This window comes from Bacillus canaveralius, from assembly GCF_002860125.1.
In the GTDB taxonomy this organism is placed as follows: Bacteria; Bacillota; Bacilli; order Bacillales; family Cytobacillaceae; genus Bacillus_BJ; species Bacillus_BJ canaveralius.
This window is the reverse complement of record NZ_PGVA01000003.1, coordinates 14,883-39,931: the sequence shown is the minus strand read 5'-3', so window position 1 is coordinate 39,931 and position 25,049 is coordinate 14,883. Positions and strand designations below refer to the sequence as shown.

The following is a 25,049-nucleotide window of genomic DNA, read 5'->3' as shown; positions in this document are numbered from 1 at the left end:
ACCTACGAGGATAGGGAGGTGTGTGAAGGTTCACAGTTCGCAACTGGATTGTGATTGACAAGCCCTCACCGCATCTCCATATTTCGTGGAGGTGCTTTTTTTATTTTTCGTTGAGTACACGGACAATGCCCCATTTACATTCGGAGAGGGGATGGGGTTTGTTCATATTTTAGTAGGGGGAAAGCACATGAAAAAACTATATTCACTATTATTTGCACTACTGCTCTCAGTTGGTTTGTTAGCTGCTTGTGGAGAAACAGAGAAAGCTGCTCCAGACTCAGGCAACAGTGGAGAAGAACAAACTGATCAATCAGAAAAGGCTGCTTTTCCGGTCACGATTAAAGATGGGATCGGAGAAGAAGTAACAATAGAGAACAAGCCTGAAAAAATCGTTTCGCTTATGCCAAGCAATACGGAAATTGCGTTCGAACTAGGTTTAGGGGATGAAATTGTCGGTATTTCTGACTTTGACAATTATCCCGAAGAGACAGCATCGAAGGAAAAAATTGGCGGTATGGAGTTTAATGTTGAAAAAATCATTTCCCTGGATCCTGAACTTGTCCTGGCACACGCGTCAAGTGCCCATAATGGTGAAGCAGGCCTTCAGCAATTAAAAGATGCAGGTATTGCGGTTTTGGTTGTCAATGACGCGACGAGCTTCGATAAAGTATACGATTCTATTGAAATGATCGGGACGGCAACTGGAGAGTCTGATGAAGCCGACCGCATTGTTAAAGACATGAAAGACCGAATCAACGAGATAAAGGACAAAGCGGCTGATATTCCTGAAACAGATCGGAAAACGGTGTACGTTGAGGTCTCGACAGATCCGATTTTTACTACCGGAAAGAATACATTTATGGACGAAATGCTTACAATCGTCAATGCAAAGAATGCTTTTGCTGATTTGGAAGGCTGGGCTGAGATCGATCAGGAAGCTGTTATTGAAAAAAATCCTGATGTCGTTTTAACCACACATGGCACATATACGGGGGATCCGGTCGCAGCAGTGATGGGCCGGGATGGCTGGCAAGATGTGAAGGCCGTCCAAAGTCAACAAATAGTGGATGTAAACTCTGACATGGTAACCCGTTCAGGCCCTCGTCTTGCTGAAGGAGTAGAGGAACTTGCAAAGGCCATTTATCCGGACATTTTTGGAGAATAATCGCACAGCTGCTTATGTTTTATCAGGATTGTTTCTATTTTTTGCAATCCTGATGGGAATATCGGTCGGGACCGTTTCGGTTCCTGTCACCGAAATCTTCCAAATCATTGCTGCGAAAGTTTTCCAAGTACCGATAGGCGGGACAATAGAACCGATGTACACAAATATTGTCATGAATATCCGGCTGCCGAGAGTCATTCTCGCTGGACTTGTTGGGGCGTCTCTTGCAATTGCAGGAGCCGCCTATCAAGGCTTGTTACGGAATCCGCTCGCAGATCCTTATACACTTGGCGTTTCATCGGGGGCTTCAGTTGGCGCGGTTGTCGTGCTTTTCTTTCAGATCACTCTCCCATTTGCCGGGATGTTCACACTGCCTGTCTTTAGTATTCTTGCTTCGTTTGCGACGATTTTTGCTGTCTTATTTTTTGCAAGAAAAATAGATCGGTCGATGAGAGTGGAAACGATCATTTTAACGGGAATTATCTTTAGTTCTTTTTTAGGAGCACTGATTTCTTTAATGATTGCTTTAACAGGTGAGGAGCTGCGCCAAATCATTGGCTGGCTGCTGGGGAGCGTCTCAATGCGGGGCTGGGATTATATTATCATTTTCTTGCCGTTTTTTATCGTTGGAGTACTTTTGCTGATGATGAATGCAAAAGAGCTGAATGCGATGTCGTTTGGGGAGGAACGAGCGCAGCATTTGGGCGTAAATGTGCAAAGGCGAAAGCACATAGTTCTGGTAGCGGGTTCGATTTTAACCGGTGCTGCCGTGTCTGTATCCGGAACGATCGGCTTTGTCGGCCTTGTCGTTCCACACTTAATAAGGCTGCTGTGGGGACCGGACCATAAACATTTACTGCCATTGTCAATGATCACCGGAAGCGGCTTTTTAATTCTGGCAGATTTGGTGTCGAGAACGATTATCTCGCCTACAGAGCTGCCGATCGGTGTTATCACCGCATTAATTGGGGCGCCTGTCTTTGCTGCGATTTTGCTGAGAAGAAGAAGAGAAAGAAGTGGATAGAGCATGCTGACGATCGAAAATCTGTCTGGAGGCTATTCCGGGGATCCGATTTTAAGAAATGTTTCTTTTAAAGTAAATAAAGGTCAACTTTTTGGGATCCTTGGTCCGAATGGTAGCGGCAAGACGACATTACTCAAGATGATAAGCGGAATCATCGAGTTTAAAAGCGGAAGCATTCTGATAAAAGATAAACCTATTTCAAGCTATGCTACAAGGGAGCTCGCAAAGACGGTCGCCGTTTTGCCCCAGCATTCTTCAGAGGTGTTTGCTTATTCGGTGAAAGATACGGTTTCGCTTGGCCGATATGCCCATCAGCAGGGTTGGTTTCAAACATGGAACGAAGAAGATGAGGCAATTGTTCAACGAGTGATGAAACAAACTGGTGTTGACTCATTTCAGGATCATCATCTTTCGGAACTATCCGGCGGGGAGCGCCAGCGCGTCTATTTAGCCCAGGCGCTTGCCCAGCAGCCCGAAATGTTGTTACTCGATGAACCGACCAATCATCTGGATCTCTCCTATCAAAAGGATTTGCTGGATTTACTAAGAAAAATGGCAAAAGAAGAGGACTTAACCGTTATTTCTATTTTTCATGATCTAAATTTGGCGGGGCTGTATTGTGACAGGCTGCTCTTGTTGAATAACGGAGAGGTCAGCATTAACGATATCCCGAACGAGGTATTGCAGGAGGACCGGATTCAGGCTGTTTACGGGACCGCGGTGAAAAAGCATCCCCATCCAAACGTTCCGAAACCGCAAATGCTGATGATTCCCGAACTGGATTCCGATGGCCAATTGAACATCGAGATTGATGAACGCTTTTTAAAAATTTCAGACGAAATGATTGAGCTTCATGCACCAGCTCCGCTCAGGACGATGTCCTCAGGGGTAACAGGTGCGGGGACAGGCTGGTATCAAAATTTTATAAACCGTCACGTTAATCAGGATTATAACTGCAGCGACCATCGTGAGGAGATGGCACAGTTTTTGAAAAAAAACGGCTATGAGCCGGGCGAGACGGTCGGAATGATGACGGCTGTCAATCTGGCGGATGCTGCTTATCGCCTTTTTAAAGATGATGGCCTATCCGTATTTATCGTCGTGACAGCGGGAGCAGGAAATGCGATTGATGCGTCGCAAAGTGAACGGCACAGTTACGAAATTGTGCAGCCCGGCACGATCAACATCTGGGTTTTTATCAATGGAACCCTCAGTGAAGAGGCTTTCATTCAGGCGCTTATGACTGCAACAGAAGCAAAGGTGAAAGGGCTGCAAAATGAGCAGGTTTACGACCGGTTGACGGGAACGCTGGCTACCGGATCCTCAACGGACAGCATCATGATCGCCGCTTCCCAGCGAGGCAAGCTCCAGGAATTCGGCGGGACGATTACCCCACTTGGCAAGCTCGTTGGCAAAGGTGTTTACGAATGCACCGTTGAAGCGCTGCAAAAATATCAGGGCAGGCTTGAACGATGATTCTCTATCATCTCGCAGCCGTTACAATCGCTTTTATGCTTGATTGGTTAGTCGGAGATCCACCAAGATGGCCGCATCCTGTTCGCTGGATGGGGTCTCTTATTGCATGTGTGGATAGAAAATGGAATAAAGGGCAGTTTCGAAAGTGGAAAGGGGTTGGGATGGTTTTAATCGTCCTAACAGTCGTTATGTTGATCACTGCATTAAGTGTGGTTGGTTTTTATGCCATCCATCCGGCAGCCGGGATCGCTTGGGAGGCAATATTAATTTCGACGACAGTTGCGCAAAAGAGTTTGCAGGAAGCAGCTCTTGATGTTTACAAGCCTCTAAAAGCTGGTGAAATCGGGGAAGCGAGAAGGAAGCTCTCTTATATTGTTGGCAGGGATACGGATGGGCTTAATCAAGAGGAGATTGTCCGCGGAACGGTTGAAACCGTTGCGGAAAATACAAGTGACGGAGTGACCGCACCCTTGTTTTGGGGCTTGCTCGGCGGCGCTGTTTTTTCTGTAGCTTATCGGGCGATTAATACATGCGATTCGATGGTTGGCTACCGCAATGAAAAGTACCGGCAGTTTGGCTGGGCGTCAGCCAGGCTTGATGATGTCGCCAACTGGTTACCAAGCCGGCTTACTTCCTTGTTGATGATTGTCTGCATGCAACCGGCAATGATAAGCCGAAAACAAGCATGGAAAATAGTTATTCGCGATGCAAAGAAGCATCCAAGCCCGAACAGTGGCTGGTGTGAAGCGGCATGCGCGGCAATTCTCAGCGTCCAGCTCTGCGGAACGAACTATTATAAAGGAATTGTTTCTTTCCGCGCAAAAATGGGTGATCCAATTCTCTCTCTTGAAAAGAAACATATTTTATCTTCTATTACGTTAATGAAGCGGGCATCTCTATTATTCTTATTATTACTATGGCTGGGAGGTCTAGCGTTTGAATATGCCATTGCACGGTTCTAATCCCCATTCCTTATACAAGACTTTGAATATCGATCTCCCCCGGCAAATATGCGATTTCAGCGCCAATATAAATCCGTTCGGTCCGCCGCCAGCATTAAAAGAGAAATGGAATGAAATGTTTACGAAAATAATAGACTATCCAGATCCTGAAGGAGCCCAACTCGTCTCGCTGCTTGCCGCTCAGGACGATCTAGCAGAAAACTCGATTCTGCTTGGAAATGGCGGGGCGGAGTTAATTGCTCTTATCGGCAGATGGCTCGCCGGGAAAAGAATATTGATTATCGAACCATCTTTCTGTGAATATGAAACAGCATGCAGAGCGTCAGGCTGCACAATCATCCACCATTTTCTTGAAGAAGGAAATTGGGATCTTCATGTGGAACACGTACTACATAAGCTAAACTGGGCGGATGCTGTTTTTATTTGTAACCCCAACAACCCGACCGGCCAGTCTTTTTCGCGGACTGCGATTCAAGGAATTGTCGAAGAATCCTTTAAAATGAATACTTTTGTCATCATTGATGAAGCTTTTTATCATTTTTTGGAGGATGAAGCTTCGTTTGTGTCTTTTGTGAAGGATTTTCCTAACTTATTGATTCTCCGATCCTTAACGAAGATATACAGCATTCCGGGATTACGGCTCGGCTACTTAATCGCTGATCATGAACTAATCAGGAAAGTATCGTTGTTCCAGCCGCATTGGAGTGTCAACAGTGTCGCGCTTGCCGCTGGAGTAGAATGCTTAAACAGCGGCCCGTTCTTAACGGATAGCCGTAAATATATTGAAGCCGAACGGCGCAGACTGTTTCATTTCTATAAAGAGAGCGGCTATCGATTTTCTGATTCTTGCGTGAACTTCTATTTGCTGCAGGATCCGTTTCTTAATGATCAGCTTTCATTATTGAAGTTTTTACTGGAACAGGGAATCGCAGCGAGGCATACATACAATTTTAAAGGTTTACACGGACGCTGGCTCCGGCTTGCGGTGAAAAGAACTGGAGATAACGACAGGCTGATGGAGGTACTTAAGGAATGGCGGCAAGTTCAATCATCTTTATAACAGGCGGTGTCAGAAGCGGGAAGAGCCGGTTTGCAGAGGACGTAGCAGTTAAGCTTGCGGAACAAGCTGGATCATCCTTATTTTATCTTGCATCAGGACGGACGGAAGATGAGGAAATGAAGCGGAGGATCTCCCATCATCGGCAGGAAAGAGCGGAGAGCGGGAGCGGTTGGATCACGCTGGAATGCCCGGATGGGCTCGAACAGGCAGCATCCGAGCTGACGCCAAATTCGGTAGTCCTCTTTGACTGTTTAACAACTCATCTTAATAACAGACTGTTTTCAGAACAGGATGGATGGCGGGAACGAGACTATTGCCAGCATGTGAAAATTTCAATCAAAGAAAGCATTATGACGATAGCAGCACGGTGTAAGGCAATGATCATTGTCAGCAATGAGATATTGAATGAGTCGATCCGTGATAATGAAGTCATTTATACATACAGTAAAATTCTAGGCGAGCTCCATCAATGGATTGTCCGCCAGGCAAGGAGCGCCTATTTGGTGGAGTCAGGTCTCACTGTTGAGATGAAGGGAGAACCGCAATGAACGGAATTATGTTTCAAGGAACAGCCTCCGATGTTGGCAAAAGCCTGATTGTCACAGCAATTTGTCGACTGTTAGCCGGTGAAGGCTACCGGGTCGCTCCCTTTAAGTCGCAAAATATGTCCAATAACTCATACGTTACCTCGGACGGTAAGGAAATCGGCCGGGCCCAGGGGCTGCAAGCGGAGGCAGCAGGAACGGAAGCGATAGTCTGGATGAATCCGATTCTATTAAAGCCGCGCTCTGACCAGCAGGCTGAAGTAGTCCTGCTCGGAGAAACGTTTCAGACTTTATCAGGAAGAGACTATCGCGACACTTTTTACGAAAAAGGAATCGCAACGATCAAGGAAGCATTATCCAGGCTTGAAAAGGATTACGAGCTTATCATCATGGAGGGAGCAGGCAGCCCGGTTGAAATAAATTTAAAAGATAAAGAGCTTGTTAATATGAAAGTTGCCGAGCTGGCCGATGTCCCGGTCATTTTAATTGCAGATATTGATAGAGGCGGAGTTTTTGCGAGTATTGTTGGTACGCTTGGGCTTTTATCCCCCCGGGAACGCTCACGGGTAAAAGGGATTATCATTAATAAATTTCGCGGTGATAGCGAGCTTTTTACAGATGGAATAAGCTGGATTGAAGCAAAAACCGGCCTTCCCGTTCTTGGCGTCCTGCCCTATCTTGATCAGCATATGATTGAGGGGGAGGATTCCCTGTCGCTCCCGGATCGTTTTTCACTGCAAGGAAAAACCGGCCTCGACATTGCTGTGTTAAGATTGCCTTATCTCTCAAATTATAGCGACATTGAACCATTTTTATACGAAGAGGATGTGGCGATCCGCTGGGTTGGCAGTAACAAAACATTCGGACGGCCTGATGCCGTGATTATTCCCGGCACAAAAAGTACGATAAGCGATTTAACTTATTTAAGAAAACAAGGGCTGGATCAGCTGCTCATCAAATATTTGCAAGAAGGCGGTACGATTATTGGCCTGTGCGGCGGCTACCAAATGCTGTCCCGAACACTTATTGATGCGGAAGGATCGGACACCGGGACACCGGGCAAAAGTGTGCCTGGACTTGGCTTGATTCCGGCTGTTACGACTTTTTACGAAAAAAAGATAACAGTCAGGGCATCGGGCTCGCTTTATAAAAATCAGGAAATTTCGATTGAAGGTTATGAAATTCATCTCGGGCAAACGCTCCCTGAAAATGGAGAATCGCTTACGCCGTTTCTGCTTCTGGAAGACAATCGCCGGGAAGGAATATGCGAGCTTAACGGCAGGGTGATTGGTACATACGTTCACCATCTGTTTCATAATGATGAATGGCGCAGTGAATGGCTGAACAGGCTGCGGAGCCGTAAAGGACTGCAGACGCACAAGCCGGTTATGCTGAAGACACTCAAGGAACAGAAATATGACGAGCTGGCTGAACGATTTGCTCCGCACCTGGATTGGCAAACGCTAAAAGAAATGATGATTGGGAGCGGTTCGCGATGCTGAAAGGATTATTGCTTAATCTGCAGTTGTTCAGTTCAATTCCGATCCGCATCCAGCTGCCAATGGACGCCCATCATCTGCAAAAAGCGGTGCAAACCTTTCCGTTACTGGGACTTTTTCAAGGCTTGATCATTGGTGGGGCTTTTTTCGGACTCACGGAGTTTACGCCGCTTTCGGCCCTGGCAACAGCTTTTGTTGTCTGGCTGCTAATGATAGTGCTGACTGGCGGCATTCATCTTGATGGCTGGATCGATACAAGTGATGCTTTTTTTTCTTATCAGGACCAGGATAAGCGCCTTGAAATTATGAAGGATCCGCGAACAGGTGCCTTTGGCGTGTTATCCGTTATCGTTTTACTGTCCGGGAAGTTTTTGTTCATTTATGAGCTGGCAGCTTATGCAGATATCAATGCTGCTGCCTGGGTGGTTGCGATCATTCCATTTTTGAGCAAAAGCCTGATGGGCTATTACTTGGTCACCCTGCCGCCGGCAAGAGAGGAGGGGATGGCCCGATTTTTTGCGAACGCGGTGGACAGGAAGAGTTTATGGCCTTACCTTCTCTATACAATCGTTATTATCGTGGCAAGCTGGCTTTTTGTCGAGGAATCGCTGCTGACCGCGGTTATTCTGCTTACCACATCTATTTGTGCAGGATTGTATGGAAAAATAAAAATCATCAAATGGTTTGGCGGAGTCACCGGGGATGTGGTCGGGGCCTCTGCTGAAGGAATGGAGTTTTTCCTATGGATGATCGTATGGTTGTTGCACTGTTACGTCATGGTATGACCGGGGCAAACAAAAAAGGGGCCTATTGTGGCTGGACCAATCCGCAATTATGCAAAGAGGGAGTGAAGCAGCTTAAAGCGATCAAGCATATTCCGGATTATGAACTGATCGTCGCCAGTGACCTGATGCGAACCAAGGAAACAGCCGGGATTTTATTTCCGGGAAAATGCCTGCTGCCAATGAGCGAATTTCGCGAACTGCATTTTGGCGAATGGGAAGGTAAAAACCATTTCGAACTAGAAAAAGATTCATATTATCAGGAATGGCTGACAAGTCCGTTCACCGTTCAGCCGCCGGAAGGGGAATCCTTTGGGCAGTTCACGGAACGGATTGAAGAAGGCTTTTCCCAATTGCAAAATAAAATGCTTGCTGATCATAGAAAAAGTGCAGCCCTTGTTACACACGGCGGGGTGATCCGGTATTTGCTGATGACATATGCCCCGGAAGAAAAAAATTTTTGGGAATGGAAAATTCCCTTTGGATCAGGTTATCAGCTTGAATGGTCATTAAACTCATTTGGAGGTGGTAATCGGTGCACTTTGTTACGGGCGGTGCCTTTAACGGAAAATCAGCGTGGGTAAAAAATTTTTATCAGTTAAATGAACAAGAACATCTTTGGATATCGGCTTATAAAGGTAATTCACTTCCTGGTTCATTTTTTGGGCATGTGGTGGTTTTAGAAGGAATAGAAGAGTGGTTAAAAAACTGCCATGTCAATAGCAGCATTGATGCTTCAAGAGAAGAGTGGCAGAGGTTATTGCAGAATTGGCTCGCATGGGAAGCGGGGGATCCAGCAAGAACGTTCGTGGTGATCGGGGCTGACATTACAAAAGGGGTCGTTCCGGCCGATCCGGGCGCGAGACAGTGGCGCGATTTAACCGGCTGGGTTTATCAGGATATCGCAAAGTTTTCAAGCAGGGTTGATTTAATCTGGTACGGCATGTCAAAACAGCTCAAACAGGGGGAATGAAGATGAGGATTTATACGCGCACAGGGGATAAGGGACAAACGAGTTTAATTGGTGGCCGTGTTGATAAAGATGATACACGGGTCGAGGCTTACGGAACTGTCGATGAGGTAAACTGCTATGTGGGCCAGGCCATGGCAGAGTTGGACCGGAAGCTGTTCGGCGATGTGTTGGACGATCTCGAAAAGATTCAGCATGAGCTGTTTGACTGCGGCGGTGATCTGGCGAACATCTCGAAAAACAGGCAGCTAAAACTGACCGACGAAGCTGTTACGTACCTTGAGAAAAGAATTGATGAGTTTATTGCAGAAGCACCAGCGCTTGAAAGATTTATCTTGCCGGGTGGCACGAAAGCTTCCGCATCGATTCACATTGCCCGTACTGTTACACGCCGGACTGAGCGCCTTGTTGTCAAGCTCGCGAAGGCTGATGAGAATATGCCGCCGATTACTCTGCAATATTTAAATCGTTTATCCGACTACTTTTTTGCATTGGCAAGGGTCGTTAACTTTCGATCCGGCGTACACGATGTTGAGTATATCAGAAGCGCAAAAGTATTTCGTGAGGGCAAGCGCAAGGAGGACAAGTGAAATGAACAGGCGAATGGCATGGCTGGAAGGAGGCTGGCTGTGAGGGATGCGCTCATTTTACCTTTTAATGAAAGGGAGTCGCTTGTGATCGCCAGTGATAACAGCGGCGGAATTGGTTTAAAGGAGCATGATATCGTTCATGTGCCTTACGGGGTTGTTTCGTATTATGGTTTTCGCGTTGCCGCGATGGAATGCATTGCGGCTGGCGGTGCTCCTTTAGCAGTCATTATTCATAATTTTAGCGGGGATAGTGCCTGGGAGGAACTGATCATCGGTATTAAGCAAGGACTAAGAGAGCTTGAACTGGATCATATACCGATATCCGGCAGTACAGAAAGTAATTTTCAGCTGCTGCAATCTGCAGCAGGGATCATCGTTGTTGGGAGCAAGCTTAACAAAACAGACCGGAAATTTTCCCTTTCCGATGATATCGGATTTGCAGTAATCGGCCAGCCGCTGGTTGGTGATCAGGTTGTCGAGCAGCCCGAGTCCATTGCTCCTCTTCAATTGTTTCAATGGTGTACCGAACAGGATGAAGTAAAAGAAGTGATGCCTGTTGGCTCGAAGGGGATTTTACATGAGCTCCTTCATTTTTGCGATGTAAAAGAGTATGTGTGTGAAAACAATCTCGATTTACAAAAATCATCAGGCCCATCAACCTGCTTCTTAATCGCTTATTCCAAAAACGGAGAAGAGAAACTGCGCCGGAAAGCTGCTGATTTATTTTCGGAGATTCAGCTGAAGGGATGAAAAAATGCTGGCACTATACATCACAAGGCACGAGAAACAGAGTGGAATATCGAAAAGCGCATGCAGGGGCGGATGGATTCGAAGCTCACTTCCCGGGGAATAGCAGATGCAGGGCTGCTTGCAGAAAGACTGCATGATTTCGAGTTCACAGCTCTGTATACAAGCCCGAGCGGCAGAGCAGCAGAAACGGCCACGATCATTAAAGGGAGCAGGACCATTCCTGTTATTGAAGACGAACGGCTCATGGAAATTCAGCTTGGCTGCTGGCAAGGAATGACAGAGGATCAGATTCAAGAGCTGTATCGAGAGGATTACGACCATTACCGGAATTCACCTGCACTCTACAAGCGTGTTGATGGAGAATGTTTTCAGGATGTAAAGATGCGGCTCGTCAGTTTTCTAACAGATTTACAAGCTAGCCATGATGCAGGCAATCTATTGATTGTTAGCCATGGGGTCGTCATAAAAACGATGATGTTGATTTTTAAAAAAAAGTTTGGAAGCCACCTGTCATCGAAGGGGCGAGCTTGACGATTGTGCAGATCGAACGAGGCAGCTTTAAAGTTTTGCTGGAAGGGGACACTTCACACAAAGCGTATTTTTAAAGGAGCAGGAACGGGGTGTTAAACAATTTCTGAATGTATTTAAGAGATTAGCAATATCATAAACCGCCAGCTCCTAAAGAAGCTGGCTCTCCTTTTTTTCTCTCCATTCTTCTCGTAAAATTCCCATCCTGATTGAATCGTAATATTCCCCGTTATAAAACCGGCATTTTCGCATGCGTCCTTCCAACTTCATCCCGATTTTTTCGGCGGCCCGCATCATTCGTTTATTTCCGGACCAGGTTGTGATTCCTACACGAACAAGAGGCAAGCTTTGAAATAAGTGCTCCACCCATATCGATAGCGCTTCCGTTCCATAGCCGCCATTCCAATACTTTGAATCATAAATCACAATTCCGGCTTCAAGCCAATGAGAGTCCCTATCCTCCCAATAATAGCTAACCTGGCCAGCAATCTCCCCGTCAATTTCGATTGCCATTCTTGGCGCGGGATCAACCTCTAAAACCATCCGCATATGGATACGGTAATCCTCAAGGCTCATCGGTGCCAGCGGAAAATAGGGGGCATCCCATTTCTTCCACTCAGGCTCACCCGTGCCATAAATATACTCCCAAAACACTGGGATATCATCTTCCGTAATCTCCCTAATAGATACTTTCTTTCCTATATGTAAGTATGATTTCAATGCATTCACCCCCTGATTTGTATTTCTAAATTATAGTATATATTGTGAATTTTTAGAAATAATACTTTCGTATCAATGTACCTAAAGATTTTTATAACAAGTTGTTCCAGTTGATTTAAAAACTTTATGTTGTTAAAATCTAACTAATGATAATTAGGAAGGTGGAATAATGACTTCTAACAAACTAAAGGCCGCTGCTTTGCAATTGTTTGCTGAAAAGGGATATGAGGGCACTGCTTTATCAGAAATAGCGAGAATGGTTGGAATCAAGACACCGTCTATTTATGCTCATTTCCCTTCAAAGGAAGACTTGTTTTTATCCATTTACCGTGAGCATGCGTCCAGTGAGATGCGGACGATTGAAAATGTTTTAATGGAAGAAAAAGATAAACGAACCGGGGAAATACTAAGAACGATCTTTAATGAACTGACAGATCTTAACGACCATAAAGAAGAAAAGCTTTTTTTCAAAAGAGCTGTCCTGCTTCCGCCCAATCATCTTAAAGAAAAAATGAAACAGGAGTTTGTCGGCTTTGAAAATAAAGCGAGTGAACGGCTCACGGATTTCTTTAAAACAGCGATAAATGCAGGTGAAATTGTCCCTCTAAACCCGGAGGATTTGGTCGCAACGTTTTACTGCATGCTTGATGGATTGTTAATGGAGTCTCATTATTACGATCAGGATGAATATGAAAAACGGCGAAACTCGATTTGGACGATTTTCTGGCAGGGAATACTGCAAAATAACAATTCCTGATTACAAGAGAGGAATCACATCATGGCTTGGTTTTATTTGCTGCTCGCTGGACTTAGCGAAATTGGCTGGGCGTTCGGGTTAAAATACTCAAAGGGTTTTTCCGAACCGGTTCCAACTGTTGTGACAATCATGTTAATTATTGTCAGCTTCATGTTGTTTGCAAAAGCGATGAAAACCATTCCGATAGGAACGGCCTATGCGGTGTTTACGGGGATTGGCGCAGCTGGCACTGCATTAATCGGCATTGTATTTTTGGGTGAACCGGCCGGCTTGCTGAAGGTTTTGTTTATTTCCTTATTGCTCGGAGGGATTATCGGTTTGAAACGTTCATCAACAGATCAAGATGAGAGAACAGAGGGGGCTTCGTAATATGTCGTGGATCTATTTGCTGTTTGCTGGACTGGGTGAAGTAGGCTTCGTCATATTTATGAAGCTTTCTGATGGTTTTACCCGCACCAAATATAGCATTCTTTGCGGAATTTCAGGTTTTGCAAGCTTTTATTTATTATCAAAGGCATTGCTTGAGCTTCCGATCGGAACGGCTTATGGTGTCTGGACAGGTATTGGCGCTGCCGGCAGTGTGCTGCTTGGGATGTTATTTTTCGGCGAGCCCAGAAATTGGCGACGAATTCTTTTCATCGCCATGATTATCATAAGTGTGATTGGCTTAAAAGCAGTTTCATGAGAGGGCTGACCTCCCTATATTTTTTTGATGAAATGCTCGGCTTCTCGATTGTTTCGCGCATCCCAGACGGTATGGATTTCAAATGTCCCTTTTTTAAAAAATAACGGGAATTTACGTCGAAACCAGCTCTGCATCGGCAGCTGTAAGGCTTCTTCTCTATGAAACCAAGATAATTCTCCTTCAGGGGGATCATCGAGAAGTTCGCCTTCAACATCGTCTGCCAAATAATTAAAAACCATATGGCGGATATTTTCATGGGGGCTGACATATTCATCGAGGCCTTTATACGTAATATTGCGAACAGTTAAACCTGTTTCTTCCTTAACTTCGCGGATGGCCGCTGCAGATAAACTTTCCGGATAGTCGACTTTGCCGCCGGGTGCAACAAATCCAGGGTATCCGCGTTCTTCCGGCCTTTTGATTAACAGCACCTTATCGCCTTTCACCACCATACATAATGTGTACATTTGATGTTCGATTTCTTTCCAGTTCACTAGTGTCCCGCCTTTGTCTGTTAAAAGATAATTTAATCATATCAAAATTGTGAGAAAATGGCCTGGATTGTAAGATGAAAAAGAGTGGAAACGTGAGTGTTATGAAGGGGAAAAAGGAATTTTCACCGAAATTGATTTTTGGGAGCGTTCGAACAGATAATCCACTGACGCATTGTGAAAGGGAAATATTGAAGATGGTCGCAGAAGGTAAAAAAGCCAAGGAGATTTCAAGCTATTTTTATCATCCGGAACTATATATCAGAAATTTTAAATAAGCTTGAGTGTAAAAAATCAAATAGAGGCAATTTCAATAGCGGAAGGGTGGATTTAGCAGTTCCATCTTTTTTTACATAGAGCACTTGAAACTTTTATTGCCCTAAAACAAAGGCGGTATGCCTTTGCTGAATTCAGAGACGAGGGTTGCGATCGATTGCAATTGTTCTTCATCAAGGTCAAAAGTGTTTTTAATTTTACTTTCAAGATCTTCTGTAACCCTTCTTTTGCCAACTTCAACAAGGGCAATAAGCGAGAAGCTGCAATTAACGAGCTTTGCAAAGTCGCGCTGATTCATGTTATAGCTTTTTCTTAAAAATTTTACAATTTCTTTATTCATCTTTCACCTCTCCTTAGAAAAAGCAATTTACACGGGCTTTTGGTAAGGCTTTCTCTTGTTCAGACGGACGTTATTCTTTAAATTAGCATTAAAGTGAGAGGGTTGTCAAAATCTTTATCATTACACAACCGTTAGCATTTTTAGCTGGGCAACGATATGCTTCACGAACTTGAGTCACATGAAGAAAGCGAGCAAAAAATGCTCGCCAGTACTTATCAACCTTTTGCATCATCCATGATATATCGCATGAGAGTAGTCTTTTTCACCTCAGTAATATTCTTCGCCCCAGCCAGACCTGCCGATACTTTAAATTCATCGAGTAAGTTCGAAACAACCTTTTGAACTCCGTGTTCGCCTGCAACCGCCAGCCCGTATACATAAGGCCTTCCAAGCAATACAGCATCCGCACCAAGTGCAAGCGCCTTGACCATATCCGTGCCACGGCGGACGCCGCTGTCAAACAAAACTGGAAATGTTTCGGGCACAACGTTGCGAATTAATGGTAACGCATCCAGCGAGGATGCGACCCCGTCCAGCTGCCTTCCGCCATGGTTTGACACAATAATTCCCTCGAAGCCCCTTTTAACTGCTTCGACTGCATCGTCAGGATGAAGGATTCCTTTTAAAACAATCGGCAAACTCGTTTGCGTTTTTAGCCACTGCAAATCATCCCAGTTAAAGGAAGGATGGAGAATCTGGTTTAAAATTTCGTCCACGACTTCATCACTGTCTTCAATATTCACTTTAGCCTGAAAAACAGGATCAGAAATATAGTTTGCTTTTCCAAAACCAAGTCTGAGCGGGGAGTAGCTATTGTGCAAGTCCTTTTCCCGCCATCCGAGCATGACGGTATCGACTGTAACGACGAGGGCTTGATAACCGGCGTTTTCAGCCCTTTTAACCATGCTTAACGATAAATCACGATCATTGGACCAGTAAAGCTGGAACCAGTTTGGGCTAAACGGGTTCGCTTCGGCAATCTCTTCCATAGTGTAGCTCGATACAGTACTTGCAATATAAGGAATTCCAAACGAGCCTGCTGCTCTTGCTGCAGCCAATTCTCCGTCTTGATGAGCAATCCTTTGCATTCCAACCGGAGCGAACAATAAAGGGGAAGGAAAAGTTTGATTCAACAATTCTATTGAAAAGTCTGGATTTGCTACATTCGTTAAAACTCTTGGCAAAATGCTGTATTGTTCAAAAGCTCTCGTATTTTTCTGCAGCGTTTCTTCACCGCTGGACCCTGATTGGATATAACCGAACGAGCCTTGCTCAAGAATACGTTCAGCCGCCCTTTCCCACTCTTCGACTGAAAAATTGAGCCCGGTCTCTTTCATTTTTGCTAATAAAGGATCTTCCTTGCTGATTACCGCCATGATTTCATTTCCTTTCTAAATAGCTGATTTTTTGATAAAGGTTCTAAAACAAAAAAACCTCTCCAAAGTAGAGAGGTTTGATCATATGTATGGTCGCCCGCTCTCATCTTCCAAAACTAAAATGTTTTGCTGGATTTAGCACCAATTCCAAATTGGAATGGTTGCCGGGCTTCACAGGGCCAGTCCCTCCGCCACTCTCGATAAGAGAACAAAATTATTAAATTAACAGCAATTCGTTACTTATAACTTTAGGATTTCGGGAAGTGGTTGTCAATGAAATATTTTTTAAAACTATTTGTCGGAAAACACCAACTGGAAATGTTTTTGGTGAAAAAAATTATAGATACATTTTATATATGAAAAACATTAAAAATGGCGAAAATGAGAGATTGGTTACGAAAATGCCGCTTACATCAAGAGTTGCTTGACAAGAAATGGTGCTTGGCAGTGTCAGCCATAAGGTTGCCAAAAAGGGCAAAAGCACCGGTTATGATTGTGAAATAACGCAGATCCGTCATAAAACAAAATAAAAAAGGCCTATCAAGTGCGATCAGTCAATTGATCAGTACTTACCATTGAGGAGCAATAAGGCCGAGGGGCGATCCCGGATCCCGAGCGGCAATTGCGACAATAATCTTGCGCAGTAGGCCTAATTTATTGATGATGTCCTCCTAAAATAAGCATTTGTTTTTATCAGGCGGATTATATCGTGAATAAATCGAAAAGTTAACTAATAAATATTATAAAAATAAAATAATTGTGTGTTTTCTGAAATAGACAAGATTTCAATGAGTTTAATATAATGTTAAAATAATAATCTGTTGACTATAGTGAGGGATCAATCATTCAGCCATACTTATTCCCAGCAGAGCGATTACGGAATCGCTTTCTGTGTTCGCGCCTGCAGGCTGTACGAAAAGATGTTGCATGTCATTTAACAGAGAATAGTAATGGCAAATCGCCGGGCGATAAATTTCCATTAGAAAACAATCGCGTATGACTCTTTTCTTTCAAAAGAACATGTTAAAATAAAACCATGTGTGTGAGTGAATTTCATAAAGCAATTCTTTAATTGAAAAACGAACAGTAATTTAAAATTAAGATATTATTATTCGTTTCCTACGGCATTCTCTTGTTTATTTAGACAACTTCATTCGTTTTTCGGTTTAGCTTATTACATTGTGAAATTCACTCGTGTGAATGACTAATTGGAGGTTCGATGATGAAAACTAAACTTGGGTTATTATACGGGGGTAAATCCGCTGAACATAATGTTTCTCTACAAACAGCTCTTGCTGTCATTAAAGCGCTTGATGTAGAAAAATTCGATATTCATCCTATTTACATAACAGATGAAGGAAAATGGGTAAAAGGGCCGCAATTAAGCGGTCCCGTGGCTGATGTTAAAGCATTGCAGTTTTCTCAAGGAGACGCAGCTTCTCAAGCTGCTCTCGCTCCGGCATTGTTTCAAGGAAGCGCAGCAGGGCAGGATCAATCTTTGGATGTGATCTTCCCGCTTCTTCATGGACCAAATGGAGAAGACGGAACGGTTCAAGGTCTGCTTGAGCTTTTAAACCTTCCTTATGTAGGTAATGGAGTGCTTGCTTCCGCTGCCGGCATGGATAAAATCATCATGAAAAATGTATTTGCACAAGCCGGGCTTGCCCAGGTCAAATATGCCTGGTTTACCCGCAGTGAGTGGGTGAAGGCCAGCGAAGCAGCCTATGAAAAAATCGAAAAACAACTTGGTTACCCTTGTTTCGTGAAGCCGGCCAATCTCGGTTCCAGTGTTGGCATCAACAAGGCTTCCAACCGTGATGAATTAGCAGCAGCCTGTGAGGAAGCCTTCCTATTTGATCGGAAGATCATTGTCGAAGAAGGCATTACCGCCAGAGAGATTGAAATCGGTGTACTTGGAAATGATGAGCCTGAATGTTCAGTTGCCGGTGAAATTGTGCCGAAAAAGGATTTTTACGACTATAAAGCAAAATATGAAGACGGCGATACCGCGATGATTATCCCGGCGGATGTTACAAAAGAAGAATACAGTGAGCTTAAGGAAATGGCGATTAGATCGTTTAAAGCTCTGGATTGCTCAGGACTGGTACGCGCCGACTTCTTCTTAACAAAGGACGGAAACGCATATATCAATGAAGTCAATACGATGCCTGGCTTTACGCCCTTCAGCATGTTTCCTTTACTGTGGAAGCACACCGGGGTTGAATACCCGGAGCTGATTGAACGTCTTGTTAAGCTTGCAGAAGAAAGACATGCAGAAAAGCAAAACATTAAGCATACATTCTAGCAGCAAAGGGATACACGGCGCTTGATGCCGTGTTCCTTCATGTTTTGGAATAATCCGAGGAGGAGTATAATGATCCGAAAAACGATCAGGCAGCTTTCAAAAATGATTAAAGCCGAAATTGATCTCCAGCAATGGGGAGACACTGAAATTAACGGGGTCAGCATTGATTCGAGAAAGATAGAAACAGGGAATTTGTTTATACCTTTTAAAGGTGAACACGCCGATGGTCACAGGTTCGTGGAGGAAGCAGTTAATAAAGGTGCAGGGGCCGCGTTCTGGCAAAAGGATGTACCAAACCCACCCGTCGATTTGCCGGTTATTATCGTCGAGGATACTCTTCTTGCTTTACAGGAGCTGGCCGCCAATTATCGAGACGAGTTATCAACAAAAATCATCGGGATTACTGGAAGCAACGGGAAAACGACGACAAAGGACATGATGGCTAGCGTTCTCTCCCTCGAATATAAAGTCCAAAAAACAGAAGGGAATTTTAACAACCATATCGGGTTGCCCCTGACCGTCCTGCAGTTGAAACCGGAAACGGAAATGGCTGTTCTTGAAATGGGCATGAGTGCAAAAGGTGAGATTGAATTGTTAACAAAGCTTGCCCGGCCTGACGCCGTGATTATTACAAATATCGGAGAAGCCCATTTGCAGGATCTCGGATCACGGGAAGGGATAGCCGAAGCAAAGCTCGAAATTGTGAAGGGCTTGCAGGATGGCGGTCTGATTGTCTATTGCGGTGATGAACCGCTTCTCCGGGAACGGCTGAAGGATTATGAAGCAAAGTTTACCGTTAAAACATTTGGTAAATCGCGCGAAAATGATCTTTATCCCACCGATATTATCCAGAGTGGACAAGGCAGTCAATTTACAGTAAATCGGTTTGAAGGAAAATTTCATCTGCCTGTTCTTGGGGTTCATAATGTTCTCAATGCGCTCGCTGTCATGCTGACCGCCCGCTTTTTTGGTGTTTCTTACGAAAAAATGGACAAAGGCTTTCAAGGCTTAAAGTTAACACAGATGAGAATGGAACTGGTCGAAGGCGCCAAGGGAGAAAGAATTATAAATGACGCCTATAATGCGAGTCCAACAGCGATGAGGGCTGCGATTGAGCTTATTTCGGATTTGGAGGGCTTTTCAAGAAGGATTGTCGTTCTTGGCGATATGCTGGAGCTTGGACCGCTCGAAATTGAATACCATCAGCAAACTGGCGCAAGCCTTGATCCTGAAAAGATCGATTATGTTTTTACATACGGCCCCTTAGGCCGCTTTATCGCAGAAGGTGCCCGTCAGTCATTCGAGGCGGAAAAGATATTTGCTTTTGATGATAAAAACGATCTAATAAACGAATTAAAAAAATATACGGACCGGAATACACTGATCCTCGTAAAAGCTTCGCGGGGAATGAAGCTTGAGGACGTTGTTATCGGGTTGCAAAATCCAGTGTAAGGAGAATGCGAAATGATTGCAGTACTCGCCCATTTCAACCAAGCGTTTGCTGACATGTCACTGGTCATAACTGATATCTTTCTTGTTCTTTAGTATCATAAGTGTAAACCAGTAAAGAATAGGGAAAGAGTTTTGATATCGTGGAGAAAGTCGATAATCCTTTCCTATCGACATTAACGGTCCGGTCTGAGAAAGAGGACTTCTTTTGGAAGTCATGTTTATATCAAACTTTTACTGAAAGTAATGGTGGGTGATCAAACTGATTGGCTGCTTATGCATTCATGGTTTTACCGGCTCTCCCTTTGAAATTGAACCGTTAGTTAGCTATTTGCAAGAAAGGACGGATTGGGAATTCTCAATTCCAACTCTGCCGGGACATGGAGAAACCCTTAGTTTGAAGGGTATTCGTTACAAACAGTGGATTGAACATGCAGAAAAAGAATTACAAATGCTATTGGAGAAATGTGATGAAGTTTATTTGATCGGTTTTTCGATGGGCGGGATCATTGCAAGTTACCTGGCGGTTCATTATCCAGTTACTAAACTGGTCCTGCTAAGTGCGGCGGCTTATTATGTGAACCCGAGACAACTTGCTGCCGACATAGGATTAATGGTCAAGGATGCAGTTGCCGGGAGCTTATTAGAAAATGAATTGTTTCATAGGTATAAGCGAAAAATCATCAGCACGCCATTATCGGCAACAATTCAATTCCGACGGCTGGTTGCCAGCATTCGGCCTCTCTTGAAGCAAATCCAAATACCAACATTTATTGCCCAGGGTGAAGAGGATGGAATTGTTCCCCTTAAAAGTGCCAGATACTTGTACGATAAAATTGGAACGAATCATAAAGATATTAAATACGTGAGCAACTCGGGTCATTTAATTTGTCATTGTGATAAAAGGGAGCAGCTCTTTTCAGACGTCTTCCAATTTTTAAAAGCAGACGAACCAGCAGAAGTAATCTGAGTTAGATTTATCTGTCTATAATGAATTAGAAGCCCCTCTGAGGCATGCGATATCATTGCATTTAATGTTGTTAAATGCTAAGATTAACATCAAAGTGCCTAAGAGAGAAATTTCTTTTTCAAGCGGACATGCTCCTGATGGAGAATGTCTTTTTTTACGAACCACCCTGAATAAGTTTTGTGTTTTGCTGGGTTGTGCTGTTTAAAACTCACCAGCTGTTCACATCACATATTACTCTAGTAGGTGCTCCAGCTATTTGCAAAAAATAGCTGAAGAGTCCGATTTGGTTGTCATCTTAGCTTAAGCAAGCCCTTAAAAGATGCATACCTTATATCATTTTTGTACGAATAGAAGGAGAATGAAAATTGACAAAGTTTCAAGATTTAGGTTTAAGCCCTGCATTAATGAAATCAGTTCAGAAAATGGGATTTGAAGAAGCAACTCCAATTCAAGCCCAGACGATCCCGTTGAGCCTTGAGAACAAAGATATCATCGGCCAGGCCCAAACAGGAACCGGTAAAACGGCTGCATTTGGAATTCCCCTAGTTGAAAAAATCGACAAAGACCAGGACGTCATCCAGGGAATTATCGTCGCACCAACTCGTGAACTTGCAATCCAGGTGTCTGAGGAGCTATATAAAATTGGTTATGGAAAAAGAGCCCGCGTTTTGGCGATTTATGGCGGGCAGGACATTAACCGGCAAATTCGAGCCTTAAAGAAAAACCCGCATATCATTGTGGGTACACCAGGCCGGATTTTAGATCATATTAACCGTAAAACATTGCGGCTTAATAATGTTAAGATGGCGATTCTCGATGAAGCGGACGAAATGCTGAACATGGGCTTTATTGATGATATTGAAGCAATTCTTGGCCAAATTCCAACAGAGCGGCAAACGCTACTTTTCTCAGCAACGATGCCGGCACCGATCCAGAGAATGGCTGAAAAATTCATGAAGGACCCGCAAGTTGTCCGCGTAAAAACAAAAGAAGTAACGGTTCCTCTAATTGAACAGTATTATGTAGAGGTCCAGGAAAAGACCAAGTTTGACGTTTTGACAAGGCTTCTTGACAGCCAATCTCCTGAACTGGCGATTGTATTCGGAAGGACAAAACGGCGTGTAGATGAGCTCGCCGAAGCCTTGAATCTTCGCGGATATATGGCAGAAGGAATCCACGGCGATCTCAGCCAGGCGAAACGCATCTCGGTATTGCGCAAATTTAAAGAGGGTTCGATTGATGTTCTTGTTGCCACCGATGTTGCTGCGCGCGGCTTGGATATTTCTGGAGTGACCCATGTCTATAATTTTGACATTCCACAGGATCCTGAAAGCTATGTGCACCGGATTGGGCGTACTGGCCGTGCCGGAAAAACGGGAATGGCGATCACGTTTGTTACTTACCGTGAAAGAGACTACTTAAAAGTTGTCGAAAGAACAACAAAACGGCGGATGGAACTATTAAAGCCGCCTACTCAACATGAAGCGTTCGAAGGTCAACAGAAAGCGGCTGTCGATAGGATTCTTCAAACGATCGAAAACAATAACCTGCAGCAGTATAAAGAAACAGCGGATCAACTGCTCGAACAGCATGATGCTTCCACTATTGTAGCTGCCGTATTAAAAATGATTACAAAAGAACCTGATATGACACCTGTTAAGCTGACAGAAGAAGCTCCTCGCCCGCAGCGGAGAGATCGCAGCTCAAATGACCGGAGCAGAGGCTACGATAATAAAAGGGGTAATGATGCCAATAGTCGAAGAAAAGGCCCTTATAAGCCGCGTTCCGGGACGAAGCGAAGCAGCCAGTCAACCAATTCAAAAAGTTATCGGTAAGAGAGCATTTGCTCTCTTTTTTGTGCGAAAAACAGCTCGTAAAAAGCAAATTTCCGCTCAATCATTAAGTCATTCTTTCAAGCTTTTATCGGGGCTCGGGATTCCGCTTGTTTTCGACTACACCATCATCTTGCCAATCAAGGGGCTGGCAATTGGGAAGGCGCATGGGAACGGGTTGTTTCAACATGGGGTGATTCCAGTTTGCCGATTAAAATGCACATTTCCAGCCCGAGATTCGAAAAAGATTTTCGGGCACATAGAGATTATATCGATGTGGAGATGTTTTTGACGTTTTTAAAGACGATCAAAGGCTCCGTTCCGGAAATTTACTGTATGATTGAAGCGAAAAAGAAGGATGAAGCGCTTTTTCAGCTGATGAGGCAGATTAAGCGGGTACCCGGAGTAGAATTGATCAATGAAGCAAGCTTTCGGATGCCGTGAGGATTTGCTTTTTATAAAACTTTTAGCTTGGCTTCTGCGTAAAAGTAATAGCATCTTCTTCAAATGTATGACATTCATGTATACTTAAAGGGGATATACCAAGGAAAACGCAGGAGGATACTGGCGTGATAATGGAACCGCAAACGAGAATTTCTGAACGGGCGTTAAAAGTGTGGAGGATATCAGGTACAATCCAGTCTGTTATTATTGGCCTGGTTGGAGCCGCGCTGATTATTTTATCGATTGTTTTTTCCTGGCCGAGCTGGATCATTGGATTGACTGTCGTGATTATGCTTGGCTACAGCTATCTTTATGTTTATTTGTTTCCTTCCCTTCGCTGGAAGCGGTGGCGCTACGAGGTTAGAGAACAAGAGATCGAACTCCAGCAGGGGATATTTATTATTAAGAGGACGCTTGTGCCGATGATTCGGGTTCAGCATGTTGACACCCGGCAGGGACCTTTATTGAGAAAATACAGTCTGGCGACAGTCGCGATCTCAACTGCGGCGACTGTACATGAAATTCCTGCCGTCGATGTTGCGGAAGCGGATGAACTTCGTGTCTTTATTTCAAAACTGGCAAGGGTGGCGGATGAGGATGTCTGAAGCAAAACGCCTGCACCCGATCTCTACACTTTATAATTTTGCCAGGCATGTGAAGGAACTGTTCTTCCCGTTTATCATTTTCGTTTTCTGGGGCGGAAATGGAACAGGCGCTGATTGGGTTTTCTGGTTGATTTCAATTGGAACAGTGCTATTTATCCTTGTAGGAGGCGTGCTCTCCTGGCTGAGGTTTACTTACCGCGTTGAAGTCGGTGAATTGAGGATCGAATACGGAATCGTCATTAGAAAGAAACGCTATATTCCTTTTGAACGAATTCAAAGCCTTGACTATTCAGAAGGAATTTTCCATCGTCCGTTCGGGCTTGTGAAAGTAAAAGTGGAAACAGCAGGCGGACTTGGATTGAACGAGGCGGAGGCTGTTTTAACTGCGATTACAAAAGCAGAGGCAGATGCTATTCAACAGATCTTGACCTCCGCAAAAAACAATCACCGCATTCCTGTCGAAATACTTAATGAAACGGAAGAAGAACTCATTTATAAAATATCTGCTCCTGAACTGCTTCTGCTTGCTTCTACTTCCGGAGGTGTTGGGGTAGTCATTTCTGCCGTGATCGCGTTCTTTTTTCAATTTGATGAGCTTATCCCTTATCGGCGATTGTTCACAGGATTTGAAAGATTGATCGGAAGCGGGATTGTTTTTGTAAGTACACTGGTGTTCATCGGGTTTTTCATTGCCTGGGTGATTGCCTTAATAGGGACGATGCTTAAATATGCAGATTTTACAGTAAAAAGAATTAACAATGATTTAGTCATCTCAAGGGGCCTTTTGGAAAAACGCCAGACGACGATTCCGTTGAAGCGGATTCAGGCAATGAGAATTAGCGAAAACTTGATCAGGCAGCCGTTTGGTTATGCTGCTGTATCATTGGAAAGCGCCGGAGGCTCATTCGAAAAAGGCGATCAATCGCAGGTTTTGTTGCTGCCGATGATCAGAAAAAATAAGATCGGCGATCTTTTGCAAAATGTTTTGAATGACTATCAGCTTGAAACATGTTTTGTCCCGGCACCGCTTAGGGCGAAAGTACGATATGTGACGAGAGGATTGCTAATTGCTTTCCCGTTCGCTGTTGTGCCGGCTGTCTTCTTTCGTCCGTGGGGATATTTATCCCTGCTGCTTTTTATTGCAGCAGTGATCTGGTCGCTGTTAATGTATAAAGATGCCGGCTGGAATCTTGACAATCAGCAGCTTGCGCTCAGATACCGGGGGATTGTTAAAAACACTGTGTATATGAGAAAAATAAAAATCCAGTCTTTGAGCAATCAAGAAAGCTATTTTCAAAAGAACAAAGACTTGGCAACAGTTGAAGCGTTCGTCATGTCGGGAATTGGTGCCGGCGGCGGGAAAGTCATTGACATCGAAAGAAACGATGCAATTCAAATATATAAATGGTATTCCGGAACAGATTGAATAAAACTATGATTGCATAAAT

General features: G+C 44.2%; 27 protein-coding genes and 1 riboswitch. Of the genes, 23 read left to right on the top strand and 4 right to left on the bottom strand.

The window, feature by feature from the left end:
• Positions 1 to 187: 187 nt before the first annotated feature.
• The 13 genes from CU635_RS01590 to CU635_RS01530 all read left to right on the top strand — a co-directional run bounded on the left by CU635_RS01590 (position 188) and on the right by CU635_RS01530 (position 11,354).
• On the top strand, positions 188 to 1,165 hold the full coding sequence (locus tag CU635_RS01590; RefSeq protein ID WP_101575413.1) for an ABC transporter substrate-binding protein: 978 nt from the start codon (positions 188 to 190) through the stop codon (positions 1,163 to 1,165).
• Positions 1,128 to 2,189 carry a FecCD family ABC transporter permease gene (locus tag CU635_RS01585; protein ID WP_101575412.1) on the top strand — a complete coding sequence of 354 codons (1,062 nt, stop codon included), beginning with the start codon at positions 1,128 to 1,130 and terminating at the stop codon, positions 2,187 to 2,189. The genes CU635_RS01590 and CU635_RS01585 overlap by 38 nt, the downstream gene beginning before the upstream one ends.
• Before the next feature lie 3 nt (positions 2,190 to 2,192).
• Complete coding sequence (locus CU635_RS01580) at positions 2,193 to 3,665, top strand: adenosylcobinamide amidohydrolase (protein ID WP_101575411.1); 1,473 nt, start codon at positions 2,193 to 2,195, stop codon at positions 3,663 to 3,665.
• Complete coding sequence (gene cbiB, locus CU635_RS01575; RefSeq protein ID WP_101575410.1) at positions 3,662 to 4,627, top strand: adenosylcobinamide-phosphate synthase CbiB; 966 nt, start codon at positions 3,662 to 3,664, stop codon at positions 4,625 to 4,627. Before CU635_RS01580 ends, cbiB begins: the two co-directional genes overlap by 4 nt.
• On the top strand, positions 4,608 to 5,687 hold the full coding sequence (gene cobD / locus CU635_RS01570) for a threonine-phosphate decarboxylase CobD (protein WP_245917268.1): 1,080 nt from the start codon (positions 4,608 to 4,610) through the stop codon (positions 5,685 to 5,687). The genes cbiB and cobD overlap by 20 nt, the downstream gene beginning before the upstream one ends.
• Positions 5,660 to 6,235 (top strand): bifunctional adenosylcobinamide kinase/adenosylcobinamide-phosphate guanylyltransferase, encoded by a 576-nt coding sequence (locus CU635_RS01565; protein WP_245917265.1) that lies wholly within the window; start codon positions 5,660 to 5,662, stop codon positions 6,233 to 6,235. Before cobD ends, CU635_RS01565 begins: the two co-directional genes overlap by 28 nt.
• On the top strand, positions 6,232 to 7,734 hold the full coding sequence (locus CU635_RS01560) for a cobyric acid synthase (RefSeq protein ID WP_101575408.1): 1,503 nt from the start codon (positions 6,232 to 6,234) through the stop codon (positions 7,732 to 7,734). Before CU635_RS01565 ends, CU635_RS01560 begins: the two co-directional genes overlap by 4 nt.
• On the top strand, positions 7,728 to 8,516 hold the full coding sequence (gene cobS / locus CU635_RS01555) for an adenosylcobinamide-GDP ribazoletransferase (RefSeq protein ID WP_101575407.1): 789 nt from the start codon (positions 7,728 to 7,730) through the stop codon (positions 8,514 to 8,516). Before CU635_RS01560 ends, cobS begins: the two co-directional genes overlap by 7 nt.
• Positions 8,474 to 9,097, top strand: a complete 624-nt coding sequence (locus CU635_RS01550; protein ID WP_101575406.1) for a histidine phosphatase family protein — start codon at positions 8,474 to 8,476, stop codon at positions 9,095 to 9,097. Before cobS ends, CU635_RS01550 begins: the two co-directional genes overlap by 43 nt.
• Positions 9,049 to 9,486: a bifunctional adenosylcobinamide kinase/adenosylcobinamide-phosphate guanylyltransferase gene (locus CU635_RS01545; RefSeq protein WP_101575405.1), complete on the top strand. Its 438-nt coding sequence runs from the start codon at positions 9,049 to 9,051 to the stop codon at positions 9,484 to 9,486. The genes CU635_RS01550 and CU635_RS01545 overlap by 49 nt, the downstream gene beginning before the upstream one ends.
• 2 nt (positions 9,487 to 9,488) lie before the next feature.
• Positions 9,489 to 10,073, top strand: coding sequence for a cob(I)yrinic acid a,c-diamide adenosyltransferase (locus tag CU635_RS01540; RefSeq protein WP_101575404.1), 585 nt, complete (start codon positions 9,489 to 9,491; stop codon positions 10,071 to 10,073).
• Between the two features lie 39 nt (positions 10,074 to 10,112).
• On the top strand, positions 10,113 to 10,823 hold the full coding sequence (locus CU635_RS01535) for an ATP-binding protein (protein ID WP_101575403.1): 711 nt from the start codon (positions 10,113 to 10,115) through the stop codon (positions 10,821 to 10,823).
• 72 nt (positions 10,824 to 10,895) lie between these two features.
• Complete coding sequence (locus tag CU635_RS01530; RefSeq protein WP_245917263.1) at positions 10,896 to 11,354, top strand: histidine phosphatase family protein; 459 nt, start codon at positions 10,896 to 10,898, stop codon at positions 11,352 to 11,354.
• 147 nt (positions 11,355 to 11,501) lie between these two features.
• Here CU635_RS01530 and CU635_RS01525 read toward each other — a convergent pair whose 3' ends face one another.
• Positions 11,502 to 12,080, bottom strand: coding sequence for a GNAT family N-acetyltransferase (locus CU635_RS01525; RefSeq protein ID WP_373270861.1), 579 nt, complete (start codon positions 12,078 to 12,080; stop codon positions 11,502 to 11,504).
• 160 nt (positions 12,081 to 12,240) lie between these two features.
• On the opposite strand from CU635_RS01525, the gene CU635_RS01520 reads away from it, so the two are divergent.
• Genes CU635_RS01520 through CU635_RS01510 form a run of 3 tightly spaced genes read left to right on the top strand, consistent with a single transcriptional unit; the run spans position 12,241 to position 13,513 of the window.
• The gene (locus CU635_RS01520; RefSeq protein WP_101575402.1) at positions 12,241 to 12,828 is read left to right on the top strand and encodes a TetR/AcrR family transcriptional regulator; all 588 of its coding nucleotides are present in this window, start codon (positions 12,241 to 12,243) and stop codon (positions 12,826 to 12,828) included.
• A 21-nt stretch (positions 12,829 to 12,849) separates the two neighbouring features.
• The gene (locus tag CU635_RS01515) at positions 12,850 to 13,197 is read left to right on the top strand and encodes a DMT family transporter (protein ID WP_101575401.1); all 348 of its coding nucleotides are present in this window, start codon (positions 12,850 to 12,852) and stop codon (positions 13,195 to 13,197) included.
• A gap of 1 nt (position 13,198) precedes the next feature.
• On the top strand, positions 13,199 to 13,513 hold the full coding sequence (locus CU635_RS01510) for a DMT family transporter (RefSeq protein WP_101575400.1): 315 nt from the start codon (positions 13,199 to 13,201) through the stop codon (positions 13,511 to 13,513).
• Between the two features lie 14 nt (positions 13,514 to 13,527).
• Here the strand turns inward: CU635_RS01510 and CU635_RS01505 are convergent, their stop codons facing one another.
• The 3 genes from CU635_RS01505 to CU635_RS01490 all read right to left on the bottom strand — a co-directional run bounded on the left by CU635_RS01505 (position 13,528) and on the right by CU635_RS01490 (position 15,996).
• The gene (locus CU635_RS01505; protein ID WP_101575503.1) at positions 13,528 to 13,980 is read right to left on the bottom strand and encodes an 8-oxo-dGTP diphosphatase; all 453 of its coding nucleotides are present in this window, start codon (positions 13,978 to 13,980) and stop codon (positions 13,528 to 13,530) included.
• Positions 13,981 to 14,383: 403 nt separating this feature from the next.
• A complete protein-coding gene (locus CU635_RS01495) occupies positions 14,384 to 14,620 on the bottom strand; it encodes a helix-turn-helix domain-containing protein (protein WP_101575398.1) in 237 nt (78 codons plus the stop codon).
• Positions 14,621 to 14,835: 215 nt separating this feature from the next.
• Entirely contained in the window at positions 14,836 to 15,996 is a 1,161-nt protein-coding gene (locus CU635_RS01490) for an alpha-hydroxy-acid oxidizing protein (RefSeq protein WP_101575397.1), read from the bottom strand.
• A 100-nt stretch (positions 15,997 to 16,096) separates the two neighbouring features.
• Positions 16,097 to 16,203: riboswitch (SAM riboswitch) on the bottom strand.
• Between the two features lie 1,015 nt (positions 16,204 to 17,218).
• On the opposite strand from CU635_RS01490, the gene CU635_RS01485 reads away from it, so the two are divergent.
• The 7 genes from CU635_RS01485 to CU635_RS01455 all read left to right on the top strand — a co-directional run bounded on the left by CU635_RS01485 (position 17,219) and on the right by CU635_RS01455 (position 25,027).
• The gene (locus tag CU635_RS01485; protein ID WP_101575396.1) at positions 17,219 to 18,301 is read left to right on the top strand and encodes a D-alanine--D-alanine ligase; all 1,083 of its coding nucleotides are present in this window, start codon (positions 17,219 to 17,221) and stop codon (positions 18,299 to 18,301) included.
• A gap of 69 nt (positions 18,302 to 18,370) precedes the next feature.
• Positions 18,371 to 19,753 (top strand): UDP-N-acetylmuramoyl-tripeptide--D-alanyl-D-alanine ligase, encoded by a 1,383-nt coding sequence (locus tag CU635_RS01480; RefSeq protein WP_101575395.1) that lies wholly within the window; start codon positions 18,371 to 18,373, stop codon positions 19,751 to 19,753.
• A gap of 259 nt (positions 19,754 to 20,012) precedes the next feature.
• Positions 20,013 to 20,720 (top strand): alpha/beta hydrolase, encoded by a 708-nt coding sequence (locus tag CU635_RS01475; protein ID WP_101575502.1) that lies wholly within the window; start codon positions 20,013 to 20,015, stop codon positions 20,718 to 20,720.
• 365 nt (positions 20,721 to 21,085) lie between these two features.
• Positions 21,086 to 22,555: a degradosome RNA helicase CshA gene (cshA, locus tag CU635_RS01470; protein WP_101575394.1), complete on the top strand. Its 1,470-nt coding sequence runs from the start codon at positions 21,086 to 21,088 to the stop codon at positions 22,553 to 22,555.
• 60 nt (positions 22,556 to 22,615) lie between these two features.
• Entirely contained in the window at positions 22,616 to 22,996 is a 381-nt protein-coding gene (locus tag CU635_RS01465) for an apurinic/apyrimidinic endonuclease family protein (RefSeq protein WP_101575393.1), read from the top strand.
• Between the two features lie 125 nt (positions 22,997 to 23,121).
• The gene (locus tag CU635_RS01460) at positions 23,122 to 23,601 is read left to right on the top strand and encodes a PH domain-containing protein (protein WP_101575392.1); all 480 of its coding nucleotides are present in this window, start codon (positions 23,122 to 23,124) and stop codon (positions 23,599 to 23,601) included.
• A complete protein-coding gene (locus CU635_RS01455; protein WP_101575391.1) occupies positions 23,594 to 25,027 on the top strand; it encodes a PH domain-containing protein in 1,434 nt (477 codons plus the stop codon). Before CU635_RS01460 ends, CU635_RS01455 begins: the two co-directional genes overlap by 8 nt.
• Positions 25,028 to 25,049 lie beyond the last annotated feature (22 nt).

What these genes read in the sequence shown, in the direction of transcription:
- CU635_RS01530 (WP_245917263.1), top strand. Translation starts at nt 10,896, where the DNA reads ATGGATTCGAAGCTCACTTCCCGGGGAATAGCAGATGCAGGGCTGCTT.
- CU635_RS01515 (WP_101575401.1), top strand. Translation starts at nt 12,850, where the DNA reads ATGGCTTGGTTTTATTTGCTGCTCGCTGGACTTAGCGAAATTGGCTGG.
- CU635_RS01565 (WP_245917265.1), top strand. Translation starts at nt 5,660, where the DNA reads ATGGCGGCAAGTTCAATCATCTTTATAACAGGCGGTGTCAGAAGCGGG.
- CU635_RS01455 (WP_101575391.1), top strand. Translation starts at nt 23,594, where the DNA reads ATGTCTGAAGCAAAACGCCTGCACCCGATCTCTACACTTTATAATTTT.
- CU635_RS01505 (WP_101575503.1), bottom strand. Translation starts at nt 13,980, where the DNA reads ATGTACACATTATGTATGGTGGTGAAAGGCGATAAGGTGCTGTTAATC.
- CU635_RS01510 (WP_101575400.1), top strand. Translation starts at nt 13,199, where the DNA reads ATGTCGTGGATCTATTTGCTGTTTGCTGGACTGGGTGAAGTAGGCTTC.
- CU635_RS01520 (WP_101575402.1), top strand. Translation starts at nt 12,241, where the DNA reads ATGACTTCTAACAAACTAAAGGCCGCTGCTTTGCAATTGTTTGCTGAA.
- cbiB (WP_101575410.1), top strand. Translation starts at nt 3,662, where the DNA reads ATGATTCTCTATCATCTCGCAGCCGTTACAATCGCTTTTATGCTTGAT.
- cobS (WP_101575407.1), top strand. Translation starts at nt 7,728, where the DNA reads ATGCTGAAAGGATTATTGCTTAATCTGCAGTTGTTCAGTTCAATTCCG.
- CU635_RS01590 (WP_101575413.1), top strand. Translation starts at nt 188, where the DNA reads ATGAAAAAACTATATTCACTATTATTTGCACTACTGCTCTCAGTTGGT.
- CU635_RS01560 (WP_101575408.1), top strand. Translation starts at nt 6,232, where the DNA reads ATGAACGGAATTATGTTTCAAGGAACAGCCTCCGATGTTGGCAAAAGC.
- CU635_RS01580 (WP_101575411.1), top strand. Translation starts at nt 2,193, where the DNA reads ATGCTGACGATCGAAAATCTGTCTGGAGGCTATTCCGGGGATCCGATT.
- CU635_RS01480 (WP_101575395.1), top strand. Translation starts at nt 18,371, where the DNA reads ATGATCCGAAAAACGATCAGGCAGCTTTCAAAAATGATTAAAGCCGAA.
- cobD (WP_245917268.1), top strand. Translation starts at nt 4,608, where the DNA reads ATGCCATTGCACGGTTCTAATCCCCATTCCTTATACAAGACTTTGAAT.
- CU635_RS01540 (WP_101575404.1), top strand. Translation starts at nt 9,489, where the DNA reads ATGAGGATTTATACGCGCACAGGGGATAAGGGACAAACGAGTTTAATT.
- CU635_RS01485 (WP_101575396.1), top strand. Translation starts at nt 17,219, where the DNA reads ATGAAAACTAAACTTGGGTTATTATACGGGGGTAAATCCGCTGAACAT.
- CU635_RS01550 (WP_101575406.1), top strand. Translation starts at nt 8,474, where the DNA reads ATGGATGATCGTATGGTTGTTGCACTGTTACGTCATGGTATGACCGGG.
- CU635_RS01495 (WP_101575398.1), bottom strand. Translation starts at nt 14,620, where the DNA reads ATGAATAAAGAAATTGTAAAATTTTTAAGAAAAAGCTATAACATGAAT.
- CU635_RS01490 (WP_101575397.1), bottom strand. Translation starts at nt 15,996, where the DNA reads ATGGCGGTAATCAGCAAGGAAGATCCTTTATTAGCAAAAATGAAAGAG.